This window comes from Mesorhizobium sp. B2-5-11 (assembly GCF_006440835.1).
Taxonomy (GTDB): domain Bacteria; phylum Pseudomonadota; class Alphaproteobacteria; order Rhizobiales; family Rhizobiaceae; genus Mesorhizobium.
This window is the reverse complement of sequence record NZ_VFUK01000013.1, coordinates 113,650-135,211: the sequence shown is the minus strand read 5'-3', so window position 1 is coordinate 135,211 and position 21,562 is coordinate 113,650. Positions and strand designations below refer to the sequence as shown.

The 21,562-nt window shown below is 64.0% G+C and carries 18 protein-coding genes; 4 read left to right on the top strand and 14 right to left on the bottom strand.

Annotated elements, in window-relative coordinates; translation table 11 throughout:
* Positions 1-462: 462 nt before the first annotated feature.
* A complete protein-coding gene (locus FJ490_RS28510; protein ID WP_181165386.1) occupies positions 463-2,433 on the top strand; it encodes a M23 family metallopeptidase in 1,971 nt (656 codons plus the stop codon).
* A 17-nt stretch (positions 2,434-2,450) separates the two neighbouring features.
* Here FJ490_RS28510 and FJ490_RS28505 read toward each other — a convergent pair whose 3' ends face one another.
* Complete coding sequence (locus FJ490_RS28505; RefSeq protein WP_140729339.1) at positions 2,451-4,004, bottom strand: MFS transporter; 1,554 nt, start codon at positions 4,002-4,004, stop codon at positions 2,451-2,453.
* Positions 4,005-4,186: 182 nt separating this feature from the next.
* Here FJ490_RS28505 and FJ490_RS28500 point away from each other — a divergent pair, with 182 nt between their 5' ends.
* Entirely contained in the window at positions 4,187-4,819 is a 633-nt protein-coding gene (locus tag FJ490_RS28500; RefSeq protein ID WP_140625592.1) for a TMEM175 family protein, read from the top strand.
* Between the two features lie 113 nt (positions 4,820-4,932).
* On the opposite strand, the gene FJ490_RS28495 is transcribed toward FJ490_RS28500, so the two are convergent.
* From FJ490_RS28495 to FJ490_RS28455, 9 genes are all read right to left on the bottom strand, one after another.
* Positions 4,933-6,423, bottom strand: coding sequence for a L,D-transpeptidase family protein (locus FJ490_RS28495; RefSeq protein ID WP_140729338.1), 1,491 nt, complete (start codon positions 6,421-6,423; stop codon positions 4,933-4,935).
* Between the two features lie 256 nt (positions 6,424-6,679).
* On the bottom strand, positions 6,680-7,039 hold the full coding sequence (locus FJ490_RS28490; RefSeq protein ID WP_140500941.1) for an MmcQ/YjbR family DNA-binding protein: 360 nt from the start codon (positions 7,037-7,039) through the stop codon (positions 6,680-6,682).
* 61 nt (positions 7,040-7,100) lie between these two features.
* On the bottom strand, positions 7,101-9,707 hold the full coding sequence (clpB, locus tag FJ490_RS28485; protein ID WP_140500939.1) for an ATP-dependent chaperone ClpB: 2,607 nt from the start codon (positions 9,705-9,707) through the stop codon (positions 7,101-7,103).
* A gap of 219 nt (positions 9,708-9,926) precedes the next feature.
* A complete protein-coding gene (locus tag FJ490_RS28480) occupies positions 9,927-10,868 on the bottom strand; it encodes a DUF4167 domain-containing protein (protein ID WP_140500936.1) in 942 nt (313 codons plus the stop codon).
* Between the two features lie 304 nt (positions 10,869-11,172).
* Complete coding sequence (gene prmC / locus FJ490_RS28475) at positions 11,173-12,045, bottom strand: peptide chain release factor N(5)-glutamine methyltransferase (RefSeq protein ID WP_140500927.1); 873 nt, start codon at positions 12,043-12,045, stop codon at positions 11,173-11,175.
* Entirely contained in the window at positions 12,038-13,117 is a 1,080-nt protein-coding gene (gene prfA, locus FJ490_RS28470; protein WP_140729337.1) for a peptide chain release factor 1, read from the bottom strand. The genes prmC and prfA overlap by 8 nt, the downstream gene beginning before the upstream one ends.
* A 10-nt stretch (positions 13,118-13,127) precedes the next feature.
* Positions 13,128-15,398 (bottom strand): phosphoenolpyruvate--protein phosphotransferase, encoded by a 2,271-nt coding sequence (gene ptsP / locus FJ490_RS28465; RefSeq protein ID WP_140525455.1) that lies wholly within the window; start codon positions 15,396-15,398, stop codon positions 13,128-13,130.
* Positions 15,399-15,478: 80 nt separating this feature from the next.
* Positions 15,479-16,732: an aspartate kinase gene (locus FJ490_RS28460; protein ID WP_140500924.1), complete on the bottom strand. Its 1,254-nt coding sequence runs from the start codon at positions 16,730-16,732 to the stop codon at positions 15,479-15,481.
* Positions 16,733-16,942: 210 nt separating this feature from the next.
* Positions 16,943-17,515: a putative glycolipid-binding domain-containing protein gene (locus tag FJ490_RS28455; RefSeq protein ID WP_140664872.1), complete on the bottom strand. Its 573-nt coding sequence runs from the start codon at positions 17,513-17,515 to the stop codon at positions 16,943-16,945.
* A gap of 213 nt (positions 17,516-17,728) precedes the next feature.
* On the opposite strand from FJ490_RS28455, the gene ubiG reads away from it, so the two are divergent.
* A complete protein-coding gene (ubiG, locus tag FJ490_RS28450; protein WP_140584067.1) occupies positions 17,729-18,478 on the top strand; it encodes a bifunctional 2-polyprenyl-6-hydroxyphenol methylase/3-demethylubiquinol 3-O-methyltransferase UbiG in 750 nt (249 codons plus the stop codon).
* 6 nt (positions 18,479-18,484) lie between these two features.
* Here ubiG and FJ490_RS28445 read toward each other — a convergent pair whose 3' ends face one another.
* A complete protein-coding gene (locus tag FJ490_RS28445) occupies positions 18,485-19,399 on the bottom strand; it encodes a DMT family transporter (protein WP_140584066.1) in 915 nt (304 codons plus the stop codon).
* Between the two features lie 98 nt (positions 19,400-19,497).
* On the opposite strand from FJ490_RS28445, the gene FJ490_RS28440 reads away from it, so the two are divergent.
* Complete coding sequence (locus FJ490_RS28440) at positions 19,498-19,983, top strand: MarR family transcriptional regulator (protein WP_140584065.1); 486 nt, start codon at positions 19,498-19,500, stop codon at positions 19,981-19,983.
* Positions 19,984-19,987: 4 nt separating this feature from the next.
* Here FJ490_RS28440 and FJ490_RS28435 read toward each other — a convergent pair whose 3' ends face one another.
* From FJ490_RS28435 to grxC, 3 genes are read right to left on the bottom strand one after another with little or no spacing between them, the layout of a single operon-like run.
* A complete protein-coding gene (locus FJ490_RS28435) occupies positions 19,988-20,413 on the bottom strand; it encodes a DUF1178 family protein (protein ID WP_140558163.1) in 426 nt (141 codons plus the stop codon).
* On the bottom strand, positions 20,410-21,270 hold the full coding sequence (locus FJ490_RS28430) for a carbon-nitrogen hydrolase family protein (protein WP_140558162.1): 861 nt from the start codon (positions 21,268-21,270) through the stop codon (positions 20,410-20,412). The genes FJ490_RS28435 and FJ490_RS28430 overlap by 4 nt, the downstream gene beginning before the upstream one ends.
* A gap of 10 nt (positions 21,271-21,280) precedes the next feature.
* Complete coding sequence (grxC, locus tag FJ490_RS28425; protein ID WP_140500918.1) at positions 21,281-21,550, bottom strand: glutaredoxin 3; 270 nt, start codon at positions 21,548-21,550, stop codon at positions 21,281-21,283.
* Positions 21,551-21,562 lie beyond the last annotated feature (12 nt).

Below are 21,562 nucleotides of genomic sequence, written 5' to 3'. Positions count from 1 at the left end.
CTTCGTCGCCAGCGGCGCACCGCCCTCGTTCGTGAGGCGTATATAGTCGCCACCCCGACAAACTGTCAACACCGATCTCAGATGTTTTTGAATTTTTTGCGACAGAAATTTCAGGCCCGATTTGTCGATAGACGGCTGCCGTTGGGGAACAGGACGTCAAGGAGTATCCAGCCACGGAGGAGCCCTATTGCCGCCGCATTGCCGTTCGACACCAGAACCAACAAAGCGGGCGCAGCGCAGCGGCGCAGTGCCTCTTTTGAGAGCCTCATATAGAGGTGTGCGATGAGCCCTCGAGAGAGGGAAACGCCGCCCTCATTGCAGAGCGCTCTATAAGAGAAGCGCGCGAGGGGAATTCGACCGGGGCCCGAGGCTTCGTTGACTTAACCTGCCGTGACAGGCAAATGTCATGGCCACAACAAAAGCGACAAGCCGTTCCGCCCGGGGAAAAAGCAGCCTTTCTGGATGCCAGATACGGAAGATGTCATAGCCGAACTCGGCAACGAGCCGCCGCTTATTGCGGACGGCCGCAGTGGTCCCCCCGACCGGCGCGAGGTTTCCGCGCGCTGGCTGTCGGGGACATTTTTGACCGGCGTGACCTCAAGCGTGCTGATGGGCGTAGCGCTGTTCGCCGCCCTCGACGGGCGCCAGCAACTGGCGACGCCACCCGAGATCGCCGAACTGATCGGCCTTGCCGGCAATGGCGATTCGGGCGAGATGGCCAAGACCACCAGGCTGGTGGCGCCGCGCCAGATCGCCAAGGCCAAGGACCGTCGACGCATGGAAGTGTCGATGGTCACCAAGGTCGGCGACCGCGATGTCATCCACACCATGCCTTTCGTGCAGATCAAGATGGCGCTGGCGGCCGGCCATACCACCAACCGGCCCTACCCGCCCTTCGATCCGATGCAGGTGTTCGGCGACGACGGTGACGACGCATCGGCGCAACCGGCGACGGCCGCCGCTACGCCGGGCCAGATCTACGGCACCAAGGTCGAAAGCGAAATGAGCCTGAAGACCGTCGACTTCCCCATTGAAACGGCTTCCTTCGATGAAAAGAGCGACCTTTCCGCCGATGAGGTGGAAAAGGTAGTGCGCGAGGCCGGCACCGATCTCAGCGACGGCGCCGTCCAAGTCGCTTCGCTCCACTATGTCGACCCGCAGCGATTTGGCGAGGCCTTTGCCGAGAGCATGGCCGGCTCCTACGACGTCAGGATCGTGCCGGAGAACGTTTCGGTCGCGCCACGTGCCAACGCCGATGACCAGGCACCGGCCTTCGCCGAGGAAATCATCCCTTTCACCAAGGATCTCGCCATCACGGAAGCCTTCGCAGATTCGGGCTATACGGGCGAGGACGCCGCCGGCATGGCCGAGGCGATCACCAAGCTCTTGAACGCCCCGGCGCTCAAGGCTGGAACCGTGCTGCGTGTTGGTCTCGAGGTCCATGGCGACGCCGCCAAGGTCGTGCGCACCAGCGTCTACGATCGGACCCAGCATATCGTCACCATCGCGCTCGACGATCGCGGCCAGTATGTGCCGGCGCAGGAACCGGAGCCCAATCCGGAGTTGCTGACGGCGTTCGATGATTCGTCGGCGCCAGTGGTGGTGCGCGGCAACCTGCCCAACGTCTATGACGGCATCTACCGCGCCGCCTATTCCTACGGCATGTCCAAGGCCATGACGCAGCGGCTCATCAAGCTGTTGGCTTCCGATGTCGACTTCCAGTCCCGCCTCAATCCGGCCGACCGTCTCGAAGTGCTGTTCTCGCAGCCCGACGGCGACGACCAGACCTCGGACAATTCCGAACTGCTTTACGTCTCGGCGACCTTCGGCGGGCAGACGCGCAATTTCTACCGCTTCCAGATGCAGGACGGCAGCACGGATTATTTCGACGAGGACGGCTCGAGCGCCCAGCAGTTCCTGCTGCGCAATCCGTTGCCGGCCGGAAAGTTCCGCTCCGGCTTTGGCGCGCGCAGGCACCCGATCCTCGGCTATGTCCGCATGCATACCGGCGTCGACTGGGCAGCCCCCATCGGCACGCCGATCATCGCCGCGGGCAATGGCGTCATCGAGAAGGTCGGCTGGGCCGGCGGCTATGGCAAGCAGATCATCATTCGCCATGCCAACGGCTATGAGACCTCCTACAATCACCAGAGCGCTTTTGCCAAAGGCATCGAACCGGGCGTTCACGTCCGCCAAGGCCAGACCATCGGCTATCTCGGCCAGACCGGCCTCGCCACCGGCCCGCATCTTCACTACGAGCTGATCGTCAATGGCACCAAGGTCGATCCGATGCGCGTCCGCCTGCCCGTCGGCAAGGTGTTGAAGGGCGAGGACCTTGTCGCCTTCAAGCGTGAACGCGAGCGCATCGACGACCTGCTGAAGCAGGAAGACAGTGATTCGCTGAAGGTCGCGAGCGCCAAGATCGAAGGATAGTTCCTTCGATCCACCCGTCAGTCGCGAGGGTTTTCGGCGGGCCGGCGCCATGGCAATGATTCGCCTGAAATCGTCATCCAGGCGATGACAGCCGAAAGCAGGCAAAGCAGCGCCGTTACAAAGGAAACAACCGAGAATGCGGCGTCGCTGGCGGCAAGCCGTGCGGCGTCGACAGCCGGGGCCAGTCCGGTCGTCGCCGGTTCACCGAACCCCGGCACGCCGGGCAAGGCGCTGCCATCCAGGGCCTTCGCGTAGACCCAGGCGGCAAGCGACCCCATAGCCGCAACCGCAATCAGGCCGCCTATGCGCGAGACGGCATTGTTGATACCGGAGGCCGCGCCCGTATCCTTGTCTTCCACCGCCGTCATGATCGCGGTCGACAGCGGCGACACCACCAGCGCCATGCCGAACCCCATCAGCGCCATCAGCGGAAATGTTCCGGTCCAGAAATTGTGGATACCGGCATGCGTCAACAAGCCAAGCCCGGCGAAGGCGAAGGCAACCACCAGACTGCCGCTGGCGATCGGAAAACGCGGTCCGATCCGGTCGGACCACTGGCCGACAGGCCCAGACAGCAGTGCGATCAATGCAGACAGCGGCAGGAAGATGAAGCCGACCTCGGCCGTGCTCAGCCCCCAGCCGGCGATCAAAAGCATGGGCAGGTAGAAAAGATTGGCCGACAGCGCGAAATAGAGAAAGAAGGTCGCGAGATTGGCGCCGGCGAAGGCGCCGATGCGAAACAGATTGAGATCGATCATCGGCTCGCGCTGCCGGCGCTCGTAGAAAATGAAGACAAAAAGCAGGACCACGCCGGCAACGATTGCCGAACCCGACATGAATCCGGCAGCCTCCGCGTTCATCGCCGTCAGCCCGTAGGCCAGCAACCCGAAGGCCAGTGTCGCCAGCGCCGCGCCGCCAAGATCGAGGCTGCGCTTTTCGGTCGGCCGATCCGCCGGGATCTTGGCGAGCAGCAGGTAGATCGAAACCAGCCCAAGCGGCAGGTTGATGGCAAATATCGCACGCCAGATTCCATTGCCAAGGGTCGACAACACGAAACCGCCCAGCACCGGACCGAGTGCCGTGGTCAGCGCCGAAGCGGCGGCCCAGATGCCGATTGCGCGGCCGCGCTCCTTTTTCGGATAGGCCTTGGCGATGATGGCAAGGCTTCCCGGCACCATGATCGCAGCGCCGACGCCCTGGATTGCACGAAACGCGATCAGCACCGCCGGATTGGGCGCCAGCGCGCAGGCCAATGAAGCGGCGATGAACAGCGCGATGCCGGCGACGAAGGCGCGGCGCAGGCCGAAGCGGTCGCCCGCAGCACCGCCGGCAAGGATGAGCGCCGAAAGCGTCAGCCCATAGGCATTGGATATCCACTGCGCTTGCGCCAGGCTGGCGCCGAGATCGACGCGGATTGCCGGCGTGGCGATGGCAAGGATCGAACCGTCGATGAAACCAAGCGCTGAAGCCAGGATCGCGGCGATCAGCACATAGCGCCGCTGCGACTGCGGGCAGAACGTACCGTTGGCGGTCGGCGGCGGGACGGCAGCGGCTTTGCTCGGTGAATGCATGCAACCTGCATAAACCCGCGGCGCGCCTGCAACAACCAGCCAGCGGTCCCGGTCGTTGAAACCAGCTGCGCAGCCACCTGGCCGCATTGGCAGGTGCCGGCCCACGCAGGTGCAAACAAGCGCCGGCATGCTAAGCTTTCACGCGGCATCGGACGGAGCCGATCAGACAGGGGAGAAAATCGATGAAGCGACCGCTCGAACCATCCCAGTCCGGGCTCCACCGCGTCGTCGGGCTGACCGACGGCGTCTTCGCCATCGCGCTGACCCTGATCGTTCTGGAGATTCGTGTACCGACGCACGAGGCGATCCATTCCGAAGGCGATCTCCTCGACGCCGTCCTGGCGTTGGCGCCGCGCTTCCTGACCTATGCGCTTTCCTTCCTGACGCTGACCATCTTCTGGTTCGGCCAGCAGGCGCAGCATGGGTTGATCACCAGATCCGACAGGCGGCTGGCAACGCTCAATTTGTGCTTTCTCGCCTTTATCGCCCTGCTGCCGTTCTCGACCGATCTTCTGGCCGACTTCCTCGAATTCAGAACCGCGGTCGCCGTCTATTGGCTCAATCTGCTGATGCTCGGCGTCACCCTGATCGCCAGCTGGCGCTATGCGGAGAAAAATGGCCTTCTGGCGGATGATGTCGACGTCGAAACGAAACGCACGGTCTACCTGCGCATCGTCAAGGCGCAGCTTCTGTGGGCGGTCGGCGCCCTGCTCTGTCTGGTCACCCCGCTGCTCAGCGTCGGCTTCATTCTCATGGTGCAGCTGATTTATGCCGCGACACCGAGCGCGAAATGGTTGCGCAGGATGATCGGGTAGAGCAATTCCAGGAAAAACGTGGCGGTTTCCCGGGAAAAGCGCGCAGCGCCGGAGCGGCTCGGAAGTCCATCGAACACTGAACCGCTCTAACCAGCGACGAACGCCGCATCGTCTCAGTCGACGAATTCCACCGTCACGCCGGGCGAAACCAGCTTGGCCAGCTCGCGGGCATCCCAATTGGTTAGTCGCACGCAACCATGGCTTTCGGTCTTGCCGATCTTCGAGGGATCCGGCGTGCCATGGATGCCGTAGGTCGGCTTGTCCAACGCGATCCACACCGAGCCGACAGGGCCATTCGGGCCGGGCGGAATGGTCAGGACCTTATTGTTCTCGCCCTGTTTGAAATTGATGTTGGGGTTGTAGGTGTAGTTCGGATCGAGCGCGACACGGGACACGGCATGAATGCCGGACGGCGACGGCGTGTCGGACGAGCCGATGGTGGCGGGATAGGCCGCGACCAGCTTGCCCGCCGTATCATAGGCAAAGACCTCTTTCTTGCCCTTGTCGGCGACGATACGAGCCACCGGCGACGACACCAGTCTGCCGAAATTGGCAACCTTGATGATCGTTCCGGGACGGTTGAAATTGGCCTCCGGGTTGAGCGCCTTGAGATAGTTCTCGTCCATGTGGAAGCGCTCGGCAAGCGCTTCCGTGACCGACGTATAGCCCATGCGGTCGAGCTGCGCCTTCTGGCTGTAATCTTCCGGGATCGACGCAACATAGGGACCGGCCGCATCCTCCGGCGTGATCGTGTAGTTGGCCAAGGCATCGCCGCCCGATTGTGCAAGGGCCGCCTGGATGCCGACGGCGTCGGTCGATCGCAGATTGCTGCCGGTGATCTGGTTGTAGGCAGCCAGCGCCTTGTCGACATTCGAACCGAAGCGCCCGTCGATGACGCCAGGCGAAGCGCCGCCGCGATCAAGCAGCACCTGCAGAGCCGCGACATCCTGGCGTGCTCCGAGCGAAAGCGACGGGTCGACCACAGTCTTGCCGCCTGCTTTCGGCGGTAATCCCGCCTCGTCTGCGGGCGCCGGCTGCGCGGCGGGAGCCGTGGGCTCGACCGGCTCTATCGAGGCCTCGTTCAGCGGCTGGCGCTTGATGGAGGGCGGCGTTGCCGGCTGGGGCGCTTCCGGATAGTTGTCGTCGTAGACGCCGTCGCCGCCGGGGGCCGGCGGGTAGGCCTCGACGGAATTGTCGCCATAGGGATCATATTCCTGGACGGGCGGCGCGATGACCCGGCCTTCGTCTTCCATCTGCCTGCGGCGGAAGCGTGCCATGTCTTCCGGATCGTCGAGATAGTAGCGGTCGTCGTCGGCGGGAACGCGGCCGAGTTCGCGCAGCCGTGTCTCGCGGCGCAGCGCGCGTCGGTCGAGCCTGGTCTGCGGCGGTTGGATGGCGACGACCTTGCCCGTGTCCGCATCGACGATGACGCGGTTCCCCCTGGCGTCGTAATAGATGTCGAGATTGCCGTCCTGGGCCAGCAGGATGCCGCCGTCAGCGGGGCGGACGACCCGCGGCGAAGCGTCCTCAGTCGGCGCGGCGAACGCGCTTGAAAACGCCAGTCCGGCCGCAAGTGCCGAAAGGGTGAAGATCGTCCGCAACATCGTGGGCAAACTCTCCGGTCCGTAATTGCCGTCGCAGGCGGCTTTCGCGCGTAGCGAATCCTTCGCCAGCGAACCACCGCCCGACCATAAGGTTCCAATATGAACCGGGCATGAAGATGGCGGTTTTCCGGCGCCTCGACGAATATCAGCTAAATGCATATCGTCCAAAAGCGGCCCGGTTTGGGGCGAACGACATGCATAGAACCAAGAGCTAAAGCGCGTCGCCTGAATCCGTCGAGCGTGACGCGCTTTAGCCTCAGGCAAGTCCCAGTTCCTTTCGCGCCTGCTTCGTCAACTTCAGGGCGACAAGACGATGGCTCTCGCGCAGGTAGTCCTTCAGCGCGCCATCATCCATGCTCTGGCTTGTCTGGCGCTGGATCCATTTCATGCCGCGCGAGGCAAGATAGGGTGCGGGCCGCAAGCCCGGCTGCTCCTTCAGCACATCATAGGCAATGTCGGAGCATTTGAAGGTGATGAAAGGGTCGCGGCCCTCGCTCCAGCCGCCGATGGCAAAGACCTTGGCGCCGACCTTCCAGACATGGGCGCCGCCCCACTGGACGACATGCGATGTGGCGGGCAGCGAGGCGCAGAAGCCGTTATAGTCGTCCAGCGTCATGCGTGCTCCTGCCGAAAGACGCGAAAAAGCCGCGCGCCCGTCCTGGGCGCGCGGCGTTCAATCAGGCTGCCGCTTCGGTCGCGACGACCGTCGGCTTCGAACGGAAATTCAGCCGGTCGGAGCCGGCGGTCACCTTGACGGTCGAGCCGTCGAGGATCTCGCCGAGCAGGATCTTCTCCGCCAGCGGATCCTGCAGGTCTTTCTGCATCACCCGCTTCAACGGCCGCGCGCCATAGGCGGGGTCGTAACCCTTGGATGCCAGCCAGTCGATCGCCTCCTGGTCCAGCGACAGCGTGATCTTGCGGTCGACCAGCAGGTTTTCCAGCCGCTTGAGCTGGATTTCGACGATGCGGCCCATATCCTGCCGGCGCAGCCGATGGAACAGGATCACCTCGTCGACGCGGTTGAGGAACTCCGGCCGGAACGACGCCTTGACGACGTTCATCACCTCGTCGCGAACCTGGTCGACATCCTGGTCCTCGCCGAGATTGACCAGGTATTCGGCGCCGAGGTTCGACGTCATGATGATCAGCGTGTTGCGGAAGTCGACCGTGCGGCCCTGCCCATCGGTGAGCCGGCCGTCGTCGAGCACCTGCAGGAGCACGTTGAACACGTCGGGATGCGCTTTCTCGATCTCGTCGAACAGCACGACCTGATAGGGCCGGCGCCGCACCGCTTCGGTTAGCGCGCCGCCTTCCTCATAACCGACATAGCCGGGAGGCGCGCCGATCAATCGGGCAACCGAATGCTTCTCCATGAACTCCGACATGTCGATGCGCACCATCGCGCTCTCGTCGTCGAACAGGAAGTTCGCCAGCGCCTTGGTCAGTTCGGTCTTGCCGACGCCGGTCGGGCCGAGGAACATGAACGAGCCGATCGGCCGGTTCGGATCCTGCAGGCCGGCGCGAGCGCGCCGCACTGCCTTGGAAACAGCTTGCACCGCCTCGCCCTGGCCGACGACGCGCTTGCCGATCTCGTCTTCCATGCGCAACAGCTTGTCGCGCTCGCCTTCCAGCATCTTGTCGACCGGAATTCCGGTCCAGCGCGAGACGATGTGGGCGACATGATCGGGCGTGACCACTTCCTCGACCATGCCAGCCTTGCCGTCCTGGGCCTCGGCTTCCTTCAGCTTCTTTTCCAGTTCCGGGATCTTGCCATAGGCAAGCTCGCCGGCGCGCTGGAACTCGCCCTTGCGCTGGGCGATGGCCAGTTCGTTGCGCGCCTCGTCAAGTTGCTTCTTGAGATCGGCGGCGAGCCCGAGCTTCTGCTTCTCTGCCTGCCATTTCGAGGTCATCTCGGTCGATTCCTCCTCGAGGCTGGCGAGGTCCTTCTCGAGCCGGGCAAGCCTGTCCTTCGAAGCCTCGTCCTTCTCGACCTTCAGCGCTTCGCGCTCGATCTTGAGCTGCATGATGCGGCGGTCGATCTCGTCCAGCGCTTCGGGCTTGGAGTCGACCTGCATGCGAAGCCTCGAAGCGGCTTCGTCGACGAGGTCGATCGCCTTGTCCGGCAGGAACCGGTCGGCGATGTAGCGGTTGGACAGCGTCGCCGCCGCGACCAGCGCCGAATCGGAAATGCGCACCTTGTGGTGCTGTTCGTATTTCTCCTTCAGGCCGCGCAGGATGGAGACCGTGTCCTCCACCGTCGGCTCCTCGACGAAGACCGGCTGGAAGCGGCGGGCGAGTGCGGCATCCTTCTCCACATGCTTGCGGTATTCGTCGAGCGTGGTGGCGCCGACGCAGTGCAGTTCGCCGCGCGCCAGCGCCGGCTTCAGAAGGTTGGACGCATCCATGGCGCCGTCCGCCTTGCCGGCGCCGACCAGGGTGTGCATCTCGTCGATGAACAGGATGATCCCGCCGGCAGCGGCAGTGACCTCGGAAAGCACGGCCTTCAGCCGCTCCTCGAACTCACCGCGATATTTGGCGCCGGCGATCAGCGCGCCCATGTCGAGCGCCATCAGCTGCTTGTCCTTCAGCGATTCCGGCACGTCGCCATTGACGATACGCAGCGCCAGGCCTTCTGCAATCGCCGTCTTGCCGACGCCCGGCTCGCCGATCAGCACCGGATTGTTCTTGGTGCGGCGCGACAGCACCTGGATGGTGCGGCGGATCTCGTCGTCGCGGCCGATGACCGGATCGAGCTTGCCGGCGCGGGCATCGGCGGTGAGATCGCGCGCGTATTTCTTCAGCGCGTCATAGCCCTGTTCGGCATTCGCCGAATCGGCGGTGCGGCCCTTGCGGACATCGTTGATCACCTGGTTGAGCGCCTGCGCGGTAACGCCGGCCTTGGCCAGTATGTCTGATGTCTTGGCCGATTTCTCGACTGCAAGCGCCGTCAGCAGCCTTTCGACCGTGACGAAGCTGTCGCCGGCCTTCTTGGCCAGTTCCTCGGCCGTCGAAAACACCTTGGCCAACGGCTGTGCCAGATAGAGCTGGCCGTTGCCGCCCTCCACCTTGGGCATCGCTTCGAGTGCCGTCTCGATGCCGAGCTTGACGTCGCGGACGCTGCCGCCGGCGCGCTCGATGAGCGACGCAGCCAGACCCTCGTCGTCATCGACGAGCACTTTCAGGATATGTTCGGGGGTGAATTGCTGGTGGTTGCGCGAGAGCGCCATGGTTTGCGCGGATTGGATGAAGCCGCGCACGCGCTCCGAGTATTTCTCGAGATTCATACCTGTCTCCTTCCATCACCGGCCCGCTTTGCGGCACCGGATCAGTTTGCGGTGACGGACCCGCCCGTGAGAGCCGGATCCAGTTGAGGCTGATATGGTGCGCAACCCGCGAACCCTCAAGACGTCTCGATGGCTGCGAAAGCATAATATTCCACGGCCGCGCAAAACGAAAACGGCGGAGATTTCTCTCCGCCGTTCAATGCATGGAAGCGTCGCCGCTCAGTTGTCGATGTCGGCGACCGCGGTGTCGGCGTTGCCATTGTCCGTCGGCGCCGCGACCACCTCGCCAGCGTCGGCATTGTCGTTGCCGCTGGTGATCTGGTCGGCATTGCCGCGCGGGCGGCGCGGACGCCTCGGACGACGGCTGGGACTAGTCTCCGCGGCCGTCTCATTGAGTTCGGCCTGGGCTGCGAGCCCGGCCGGCGACAGGTTCTCGAACAGCGGCGCCGCCTGCTCGACCGGCGCGGCGGATTCGGCTGGCGTGACGGCCTCGGCCTGTTCGGCCGTCTCGTTGCGCTGCTGCTGGGCACCCTGCTCGGCGGACGAACCATAATCGCCGCGCTGGCTGTTCTGGCCATAGCCGCCATTGGGGCGGCGGTCGCGATGGCGTCCGCCATTGTTGTCGCGGCCGCCACTGTTGCGCCCGCCATTATTATCACGATCGCGATTATCACGATCGCGGCCGTTTTCCCGGTTCAGCGCGACTTCGGCCGGCATGCCTTCGATAACCGGCTGCGGACCCGCGCCGTGGTTGATCACCGGAACCGGCGCATCCGCAACGTTGTTGCCGGCGTTGCCGACATTGTCGAACTCGTCGCGATCCTCATCGCCATCATCGTCGAATTCGTCGCGATTCTGCTGGACGTTCTGGATCGGCATCTGCGCCTGCGCGGCGGCAATGATGCGATTATAGTGCTCGGCGTGCTGGAGATAGTTCTCCGCCATCACCCGGTCGCCGGAGCTTTGCGCATCACGGGCAAGGGTGGCGTACTTTTCAGCGATCTGCTGAGCAGACCCACGGATCTTCACGTCCGGGCCGTTGCTCTCGTAGTTGCGCGTCAGGGGATTTGGCCCCTTGCGGTTGTTGTTATTGTTGTTGTTGCCGCCGCCGCCATTGTTGTTGCGACCGCGCATGCGCCTGTTCTGCTGTTGTGGCCTCATTCGACTCTCTTCATATTGAAATTTTCGAAAACTCTTCACGAACGGTGGCGCTCATGCAGCCAGCCGTTTCGTTTCTTCACCGGCGTTCGCCCGCATCAATTGCGTTGGCGCCACGTGCCATCCTGTTCCGGTTACATCACTTGCCGGACGATTCCCGCACGAAGCTTGGGCGTCGTTTGCGCAAGAAGGCAGCTATTTCCAAGGAAAACCGAATCGCTAAGAGCACTGCCTGCTTCGTCTCATCCGGTTAACGCGACCCTAGCCGCATTCCCCGGCATTGCCAAGCGGTTTTTTTCGCACTGCGTCAAGGCTTTCCCCGTTGAAAGACAAGAACCCTGTCGTTTCCGCCGAGGTCGCCGAACGCACCAGCGACCGCATAGCCGGACGAGCGAAATATAGCGGTGACCTCGATGTGCTGTGTGTAGCCGATCTCGACCGCAATCCTGCTTCCGGCTTCTAGAAACTTAGCCGCCTCAGCGGCGATGACCCTGTAAGGGGCCAACCCATCCGCGCCGCCATCCAGGGCCAGGCGCGGGTCGAAATCCCGGACTTCATCCTGCAGATTTCCAATGTCCTCCGATCGTATATAGGGAGGGTTTGCGACAATTACATGGTATCGACCAGAAACTTTTTCAAACCAGTCGGACAGCAGCGCCGTGAACCGGTCGCCAAGCCCCAATTGCGCGGCATTGCGCGTTGCCGTCCTCAACGCCCCTTCCGAGAAGTCGACCCCGGTGGCAATCGCTGCCGGCACGGCGCTGAGCAGCGCCAGCGCGATGGCTCCGCTGCCGGTTCCCAGATCGAGGATGCGGCACTCGCCCTCGCGCATGACGGTTGCCCTGACAAAGGGCAGTATGGCCTCGACCAGCGTTTCGGTGTCGGGCCGCGGCTCCAGCGTTTCCGGCGACAGCGACAGCCGCAACCCGTAGAACTCCCGATAGCCCAGGATGCGGTGCACGGGCTCGCCGCCCGCGCGGCGCCTCAAGGCGCGGTCGATCTGGACAAGAGCGGCGGCATCGACCGCATGTTCGGGATCGGCAATGGCCTGCGTGCGGGTCGTACCTGAAAAGTGCTCCACGATCAGTCTTGCATCGAGCGCCGGATTATCGACCGCCGCCAAGCGCGCTCGCGCTGCCCGCAGCAGCGGCCCCAGCGCCTGGGGCAAAGGATCAGCCATCAAGACCGATATCGGCGAGCAGCTTCGACTGGTGATCGGCGATCAGAGCGTCGATGACTTCGTCGAGTTCGCCCATCATCACCCGGTCGAGCTTGTAGAGCGTCAGGTTGATGCGATGATCGGTGACGCGGCCTTGCGGAAAATTGTAGGTGCGGATGCGTTCCGAGCGGTCGCCGGAGCCGACCTGCGACTTGCGCGATTCCGAGCGCTCCTCATCGGCCTTGCTGCGTTCCAGGTCGTAGAGCCGGGCCCGCAGGATCTGCATGGCCTTGGCCCGGTTCTGGTGCTGCGATTTCTCCGCCTGCACCACCATGATGCCGGTCGGCAAATGGGTGATGCGCACTGCCGAATCGGTGGTGTTGACGTGCTGGCCGCCCGAGCCCGACGCGCGCATCGTGTCGATGCGGATGTCTTCGGCCCGGATGTCGATGTCGACTTCCTCCGCCTCCGGCAGCACGGCTACCGTCGCCGCCGAGGTGTGAATGCGTCCGCTGGCCTCGGTCGCGGGCACGCGCTGCACCCGGTGGACGCCGGACTCGAATTTCAGATGCGCGAAAACCCCCTTGCCGGAAACCGTGGCGATGATTTCCTTATAGCCGCCGGCATCGCCCTCGCTGGCCGATACCGTCTCGAACCGCCAGCCACGCGAAGCGGCATAGCGCTCATACATGCGAAACAGGTCGCCGGCGAACAATGCTGCCTCGTCGCCGCCGGTGCCGGCGCGGATTTCCAGGATGGCGTTCTTGTCGTCGGCCGCATCCCTGGGCAAGAGCAGGATCTGGATGTCCTTCTGCAACGCCTCAATGCGCTCTTCGACCTCCGGCAGGTCGGCCTCGGCCAGCGCCCGCATCTCGGCATCGGTGCTCTTGTCGGCGAGCATCGCCTCGAGACCAGCCTGCTCCTGCTCGGCCGCACGCAAGGCTCTGACCTTGGCCACCATCTCCTGGAGCTCGGCATATTCCGATGCCATCTTAACATAGGCATCCGGCGCCGGGCCGGCCGACATCTGCGCTTCGAGCATTTCGAAACGCTTGACGACTTGATCCATGCGGTCGCGGGGAAGGGAGATCATTGCAAAGGTGCTATAACGGAATTGAGCGGTCGTCGGCAAAGGCCTGCAGCAGCGCCCGCATCGGCAGCCCCTGGGCCGGCGCCATCAGATTGTCGTCGAAGAACGCTTTCAACGCCTCCAGCGGCAATTCGGTCAGCATCGCCTTGACCGGACCGATCGAAGCGGGCGACATCGAGATAGAACGGAAACCGAGGCCGACCAGCGCCATTGCCGAGATCGGCTTGCCGGCGAGTTCGCCGCAGAGTGTGACGGGCGTGTGGTTGCGGGCGCCGGCATCGGCGATGGTCTTGAGCACCCGCAGGAACGGCGTCGACAACGTGTCGAAGCGATCGGAAAGCTGCGTGTTGCCGCGGTCGACCGCCATCACGAACTGGAACAGGTCGTTCGAGCCGACCGAGACGAAGTCGACCGCCTTCATCAACTCGTCAAGCTGGAACAGGAGGGACGGCACCTCCAACATTGCCCCGAGCTTGAGGCTGGTCGGCAAATGATGGGCAAAGCGCGACAGATGCCGCACCTCGCGGTCGATGATTTCGCGCGCCTGGGCGATCTCGCCGAGCTCGGTGACCATCGGCAGCATCAGCTTGAGCTCCCGCCCGCCGCAGGCTTTCAGCAGGGCGCGGATCTGGGTGCGCAGCAATCCCGGACGGTCCAGCGTCAGGCGGATCGCCCGCCAGCCGAGCGCCGGGTTCTCTTCCTGGATGGCGCCTTTGAAATAGGGCAGCACCTTGTCGCCGCCGATGTCGATGGTGCGGAAGGTCACCGGCTTGCCGCGCGCGGCATCGAGCACGTCGCGGTAGAGCCGCTCCTGCGCCTCGGCACGGGGAAAGGTCGAGGCGACCATGAACTGCAATTCGGTGCGGAACAGGCCGATCCCGGCGGCACCCGACTCGGCCAGTTGCGGCAGGTCGACGGCAAGCCCGGCATTCATCAAAAGGTCGACCGCAACGCCATCCTTGGTCACCGACGGCTTCTTGCGCAGTTCGCGGTAGACTTCCTGCCGGCGCGCCCGGAACCGCACCTTTTCGGCATAGGCGGCTTCGAGATCCGACTGCGGACGAAGATGGATCGCGCCTTCCTCGCCGTCGACGATGATGGCATCGCCGTTTTCCGCCATGGAAACGGCGCCCTTCATCTGCCCGGCGACGGGAATACCCATGGCGCGCGCGACGATGACGACGTGGCTGGTGGCCGCGCCATCCTCGAGCACCAGTCCGCGCAATTTGTCCCGGGGGTAGTCGAGCAGTTCGGCGGCGCCCATCGAGCGGGCGACGATGATGGCATCCTTCGGCAGCGAGGCCGCGACATCATCAGGCCCGCGTCCCATCAGCTGGCGCAGAAGCCGGTTGGCGAGGTCGTCGAAATCGCTCATCCGCTCGCGCAGATAAGGATCGGTCATGTGCAGCATGCGGGCGCGCATGTCGCTCTGCACTTTTTCGACCGCAGCTTCCGCCGTCAGGCCGTTGCGGATCGCCTCTTCCAGCCGCCGGACCCAACCGCGGTCGTTGGCGAACATGCGGTAGGCTTCCAGCACCTGGCGATGCTCGCCCTCGAAGGCGACGTCGCGGCGCTCGAGCATGTCGTCGATGGAAAGCCTGAGCGAACCGAGCGATGCCTCGAGCCGGCGGACTTCCTCTTCGCTGTCCTCGTTGAACAGGTTGGTGACGACGATGCGCGGCTCGTGCAGCACGACATGACCGAGCCCGACGCCCTCGTTGAAGGACAGGCCGGTGAAGCTGACCGGGCGGCGCAGATCGAGCTCGAGGCCGGGCCGCGTCAGCCGCGCCAGATCGCCGGTGGCGATCATCTCGGCGATCACCATCGCGGTGGTTTCCAGCGCCTCGACCTCGTCGTCGCGGTAATGGCGCATGGTCTTGTTTTGCACCACCAGCACGCCCAGCGTGCGCCCTGCCCTGAGCACCGGCACGCCGAGGAAGGAATTGTAGATCTCTTCCCCGGTTTCCGGCAGGTAGGCGAAGGCCGGATGTTCCTGCGCATTGGACAGGTTGAGCGGCCGCGCGCTGGCGGCAATCGTGCCGACCAGGCCTTGCCCCAGCCTGAGCTGCGCCAGGTGCACCGCGTTCGGGTTCAGGCCTTCGGTGGCGTAGAGTTCGAGCACGGAATCGGCGCGCAGCACATAGAGCGAGCACACTTCGGCGACCATGTTGGAGGCGATGTCGCGCACGATGCGGTCGAGCCGCTCCTGCGGCTCCAGCGGCTCCTGCATGAGCTCGCGGAGCCGTTTCAGCAGAACGCGCGGGCCACTGGCCGGGTCACGCATCGCGGCTTCTTCTCCAATAGGCTTCTTGCCGGCGCAGTTTCGGCCGCCGCCGGCACGCACGCAACAACTGATTCAGTCTGCTACTGCTTATCCAGACCGTAGACGGAATGCAAAGTGCGAACCGCGAGTTCCGTGTAAGGACCGTCGATCAGTATCGAAATCTTGATCTCGGAGGTGGTGATGGCGCGGATGTTGATCGCCTTGTCGGCCAGCGCCTTGAAGGCGGTGGCGGCAACGCCGGCATGGCTTCTCATACCGATGCCGATGACCGAGACCTTCGACATGCCGGCTTCCGACTGCACGACGTCATAGCCGACATCGGCCTTCAGCCGGTCGAGCACGGCCAGCGCTTTGTCCACGTCTCCGGAGGGCACCGTGAAGGTCATGTCGGTAAGCTTGCCGTCCTCGGAAATGTTCTGGACGATCATGTCTACGTTGATGTTGGCCTCGGCCAGCGGCCCGAAAATGCCGGCGGCAACGCCCGGTCGGTCGCCGACACGGCGCAGCGAAATCTGCGCCTCGTCCTTGGCATAGGCAATTCCGGTGACGACCTGCTGTTCCACGATCTCTTCCTCGTCGCAAATAAGCGTTCCGGGCGGATTGAGCAAATCCCCCATTCCGGGCGCGTCGGGATCGTCGAAGGACGACCGCACGAAGGTACGCACCCTGTGCACCATGGCAAGCTCGACCGAACGCACCTGCAGAACCTTGGCGCCGAGCGAGGCCATTTCAAGCATTTCCTCGAACGATATCTTGGCCAGCCGCCGCGCCTTCGGCTCGATGCGCGGATCGGTGGTGTAGACGCCGTCGACGTCGGTATAGATGTCGCAGCGGTCGGCTTTGACGGAGGCCGCGATCGCCACCGCGCTGGTGTCGGAGCCGCCACGACCAAGCGTTGCGATGCGGTTGTCCGGTCCGATGCCCTGGAAACCTGCGATGACGGCCACCTGGCCCTCGCCGAAGCGTTTGACCAGGAAAGCGCCGTCGATGTCGAGGATGCGTGCCGCGCCATGCGCGTTGTCGGTCTTGATCGGGATCTGCCAGCCCTGCCAGGAGCGGGCGTGCACGCCCATGTTCTGCAAGGTGATCGCCAGGAGGCCTGCCGTCACCTGCTCGCCGGACGCGACGACGGCATCATATTCGCGCGCGTCGTGCATCGGCGAGGCCTCGCGCGTCCAGCCGACCAGTTCGTTGGTCTTGCCGGCCATCGCCGAGACCACCACCGCCACCTCGTGACCGGCATCGACCTCCCGTTTGACGTGACGCGCCACATTGCGGATGCGGGCGATGTCGGCGACGGAGGTTCCGCCGAATTTCATCACGATGCGCGCCATGGAAGCGAAATGCCTTTGACTGAAGCCGGCTCTGCGCCGAAAACCGAGGAAAGCGCCCGGCTGGCGCCGGCCGCTGAATGCGCGGCCTCCTTAGCCAAAACATCCAGGCTTCGCAAGCGATGGCGCACAAGAAGGGCGCCACGTGCCTGCTGGACTGGAACTCCATTTTGCGCAGCGCCGCTACCGGCAAGGCTCTCAGAGCGGCGGACCTCAGCCCGGGCGGGCGACGCTCTTCCACAAATCCGGATAGTCGAGCACGAAGCCGAGTGGAGAGACCTCCAGAACCGCCTCATAGCCGAACGCCGGCGCGGCATAGGCGTAGCGGGCCGGGTCGAGGCGCCGGTAGGTCTGCTCGATCCGCGTCATTCTGAGCCCGGGAAAGGCCAGATAGGCGGCCGGCGCGGGCGTCGCTTCGCCGACGGCGAGCGCGAACCGGCGGATCGCCAGGAGGTTCGAAGCCGGCGTGAAGCCGAGATCGACGTCTATCAGGCCGGCCACCTCCGGCTGCGGCTCGCCATTCAGCGCCCAGGAGCCGTCGGCGCGGCGTTCGATCCCCAGGGAAAGCTCTTGCGGGCCGAGAAAGCCCTCGACCCGTGCCGAGCGCGTGTGCCAGCCGGCATCGCAATCCACCTCGTAGGCGATGCAACACGGCTTGTCGTCTTGCAGGAAGATGGCCTGCCCCTTCAGGCGGTGCCCGCCGGGCCGCTGCGAGAGCATGCAGGAATCGTGACCTTCAAGGTCGAGCCTGCGCCAAAGGATCGATGCGGTCTGAATCACGGCCATCTCCTTTTCTCAACACGATCTTCCCTTTTTCGCACGCCGCCGCTTTTTTGTTTCGGCCGAGGTGCTCCCTGAGCTGACACGTCCTGACAGGGCGCCGCCGGCAATAGAGGGCGCTTGTCGGCGGTGCCGGCCTCGCACTGTCAGCAGGCGAAAATGCAGCCTTGACTTTCCCTCCCCCACGCCCGACTTGCTAGCGTCCGAGGAGACCAATCGATGCCAGAGCCCCGACGATCGACGATCGATGCCGGAGAAGTGGAGCGCTTTTCCGCCCTTGCCGCCGAATGGTGGAACCCGAACGGCAAGTTCCGGCCGCTGCACAAGTTCAACCCCATCCGGCTTGCCTACATACGCGACCAGGTGGCAACGCGCTTCGGCCGCGATCCGCGCGCGGCACGGCCATTCGAGGGCCTGCGCTTTCTCGACATCGGTTGCGGCGGCGGCCTGCTGTGCGAGCCGATGGCGCGGCTTGGCGCCGAAGTGGTCGGCGCCGATGCTTCCGCCACCAATATCGAAGTGGCCAAATTGCACGCCGCCGAAGTTGGCGTGACGATCGACTACCGCGCCACCACGGCCGAGGACCTGGCCGACGCCGGCGAAAAATTCGACGTTATCCTCAATATGGAAGTGGTCGAGCATGTCGCCGACATCGGCCTGTTCGTCGCCAAATGCGGCGAGATGGTCAAGCCCGGCGGCATCATGTTCGTGGCCACGATCAACCGCACGCTGAAGGCGCTAGGGCTGGCCATCATCGGCGCCGAATATGTGCTGCGCTGGCTGCCGCGCGGCACTCATCAGTTCGGCAAGCTGGTGCGCCCGGAAGAGCTGGAAAAGGCGCTCAGCGGCGCCGGCCTGACCGTCATCGACCGCACCGGCGTCGTCTACCACCCGCTTGCCGACCGCTGGCAGCGGTCGAAAGACATGGACGTCAACTACATGGTGCTGGCGGAAAAGGGCACGGTCTGAACCGGCTCACGCCGCCTGACTCTGCGCCTTCGCGCTGGGCCGGCTTTGCGCCTTGGTGGTGATGAACACGCCGGCCGTGATGATGACAGCGCCTGCCCAGGTCAGCAGCTGATAGTGTTCGCCGAGGAAGATCGTGCCCGCGAACAGCCCGACGGCCGCCGCCACATAGCCGATCTGGCTGAGATAGACCGGGCCGCCCACCGCCTGCAGCCGGAAGAAGAAGGCAAACATTGCCGAAGCCGACGCCATCTGCGCGACGACCACAGGCGGTACCGCGCCCAGCGGAACAAACGCTTGCCAGCCGAAAAGCGTCAGGATGCCGAGGAGAAGCAAGGTCGCCGACGCCAGATGGCTGCCCACGGCAAGCTCGATCGGGCCGGTTCCTTCGGGCCAGTCGACGGTGCGGTAGATGTTGCCCGCGGCAAGGCTGACCGGGATCAGCAATCCGATCGTTACCCAGAAATAATCGGCCGGTTGGCCAGCTTCGCCGCGTGTGAGCGCGACCATGACCGCACCGATGAAGCCGACCGCAATGCCGATGACGCCGAGCAGGTTGGGGCGCCGAACGCCAAGCAAGATCGAGAACACGAGCGTGATCACCGGCGATAGCGTGAACATGATGCCCGTGTATCCCGCGCCGAGATGCGGGATGGCCGAAAACATCAAGAGGTTGGGAAAGGCATAGGACACCGCCGCCGTGACGAAGAAATAGCGCAGCTTGCGCGCCGTAAGCTTGATGCGCTCGCCACGCAGCAGGAGAGCCAGCAACAGCACGCCGCCGGCGCCGAGCGAGATGACGAAGGCCCAGACCATGGCTGGAACGCCGGCGGCGGTCGCAAGCTTGCCGAACGGCAGCGTGAGGCCAAGCAGGCCGCCCGTCACGACCAACAGGCCAAGCGCCGAATCCCAGAGAAATTTCATCTGATGGTCCTCGTCATCGTCGCCGGCACTTGGCCGCCACTTCATTTTCCGATAAGATAACGAAAAGATTCTTAACGTCAAGATACATGGCAGAGTAGATGGACAGGGCGGCAAAGGCGATCGAACAATGGAACAGGGAGCGGCCGGACCTTGACGTCTCGCCGATGGGCGTGATCGGGCGGTTGAATGAAGCATCCTCGCTGATTGCCCGCGAGCGCCTCGCGCCGTTGTTTGCGCGCTATGGATTGCAGGCCGGCGAATTCGACGTGCTGGCGACGTTGCGCCGCTCGGGCGCGCCCTACGCGCTCACCCCGACCGCCCTTTACGAGGCGACGATGGTGACCTCGGGCGCCATGACCAACCGGCTCGACCGGCTCGAAACCTCAGGGTTGATCGTGCGCGGTCCGCGCCCCAATGACCGGCGCGGCATCGTCGTGCGGTTGACTGAAAAAGGTCTCGCTTTGATCGACGAGGCCGTTACGGCCCACGTCGCCAACGAGCACGAGATTCTTTCCGGCCTGACGCAAGCCGAACGGGAAACGCTTTCGCGCCTGCTTGAAAAATTGATCGGCAGCGTAAGCTGACCGCTCAGTTCCGATCCTCCGGAAACACCGGGATCGGCATGAACTCGACGCCGTCCTCGGCCAGACTCTTGGCCTCCTCCAGCGTCGCCTCGCCATAGATGCCGCGCGGGTCGGTCTCGCCGAAATGGATCTTGCGCGCTTCCTCGGCGAATTTGTCGCCGACGTAATCGGCATTCTCGCGAACCTTCTCGGCCATTGCCTTCAGCTGCGCCAGCGCCTGCTTCTGCGCCTCGCCCATGGCGAGCGCTATCGTTTCCTGCTTGCGCGCCGTCGACACGGCCGGCGCCATCAGGGCTTTCTCCACCTTGTGCGAGCCGCAGGTCGGGCAATCGACGAAGCCACGCTTCTTCTGCGTGTCGAAATCGTCATTGCTGCGGAACCAGCCCTCGAACTCGTGATCGTTTTCGCAGATCAGGGAGAAGCGGATCAAGAGGCCGCTCCCCTGAGACGCGATGCCTCGGACGAACCGGCATTGATAGCGAAATCCCGCGCATTTTTCAGATTGGGGATCTTCTTGCGAGCCGCCAGCGACTGCGCGGAGTCGATCTCGGCGACGATCACCGCCGGCTCATTGTGCGCCGCCTCCGCGATGACGCGGCCCCACGGATCGACGATCAGCGAATGGCCGTAGGTTTCGCGGCCGTCCTCGTGAAGGCCGCCTTGCGCAGCGGCCACGACATAGGCGCCGTTCTCGATGGCGCGGGCCCTGAGCAGCACGTGCCAATGCGCCTCGCCGGTTTGGCGGGTGAAGGCGGCGGGCACGGAAAGCAGGTCGGCGCCGGCTAGCGCCTCGGCGCGGAACAGTTGCGGAAACCGCAGGTCATAACAGACGGCAAAGCCCAGCTTGGCGCCTTCGATGGTCGTGACGACCGCCTCCGTGCCGGGCTCGTAGGTCGCGGATTCGCGCCAGCTCTCGCCATTGTCGAGATCGACGTCGAACATATGGATCTTGTCATAGGAGGCGAGCGTGGCGCCGTCCGGACCGAACAGCAGCGCCCGGTTGGCGAGCTTGCCGTCGGCGCGCAGGATGGCGGTCGAGCCGATATGCAGGTGGACGCCAAGTTCGCGGGCCAGTCGGCGGGCGGTCCCGACGATGATGTCCTTGTCCTCTGAGGTGAAAGACGCGGCCTTCTTGTCACGCACCAGCGCTCCGGTCATTTCCGGTGTCTGGATGTAGCTCGCCCCCTGGCCGGCTGCCTCGCGCACCAGCCGCTCGAGCTCGATTGCGTTGCGCTCCGGCCTCTCCCCCGAACGCATCTGGATCGCGGCCGCCTTGAAAACACCCATCGTCATATCCTCAATTCGTCGAGCCATTGGCGAGCAACTTGTCCAGTCGGCCTTGCGCCTCCAGCTCGTGGAGGTCGTCGCAGCCGCCGACATGCGTGTCGCCGACGAAAATCTGCGGAAAGGTTGTGCGGCCATGGGCGCGCGAAATCATCTCCTGGCGCAGTTCCGGTGAAAACGACGCGTCATGCTCCGTATAGGCGATGCCCTTGCGCTCGAGCAGCCGCTTGGCGGCCGTGCAGTAGCCGCACATCATGCGTGTATAGATGGTGACGTCGACCATGACGAATTTCCA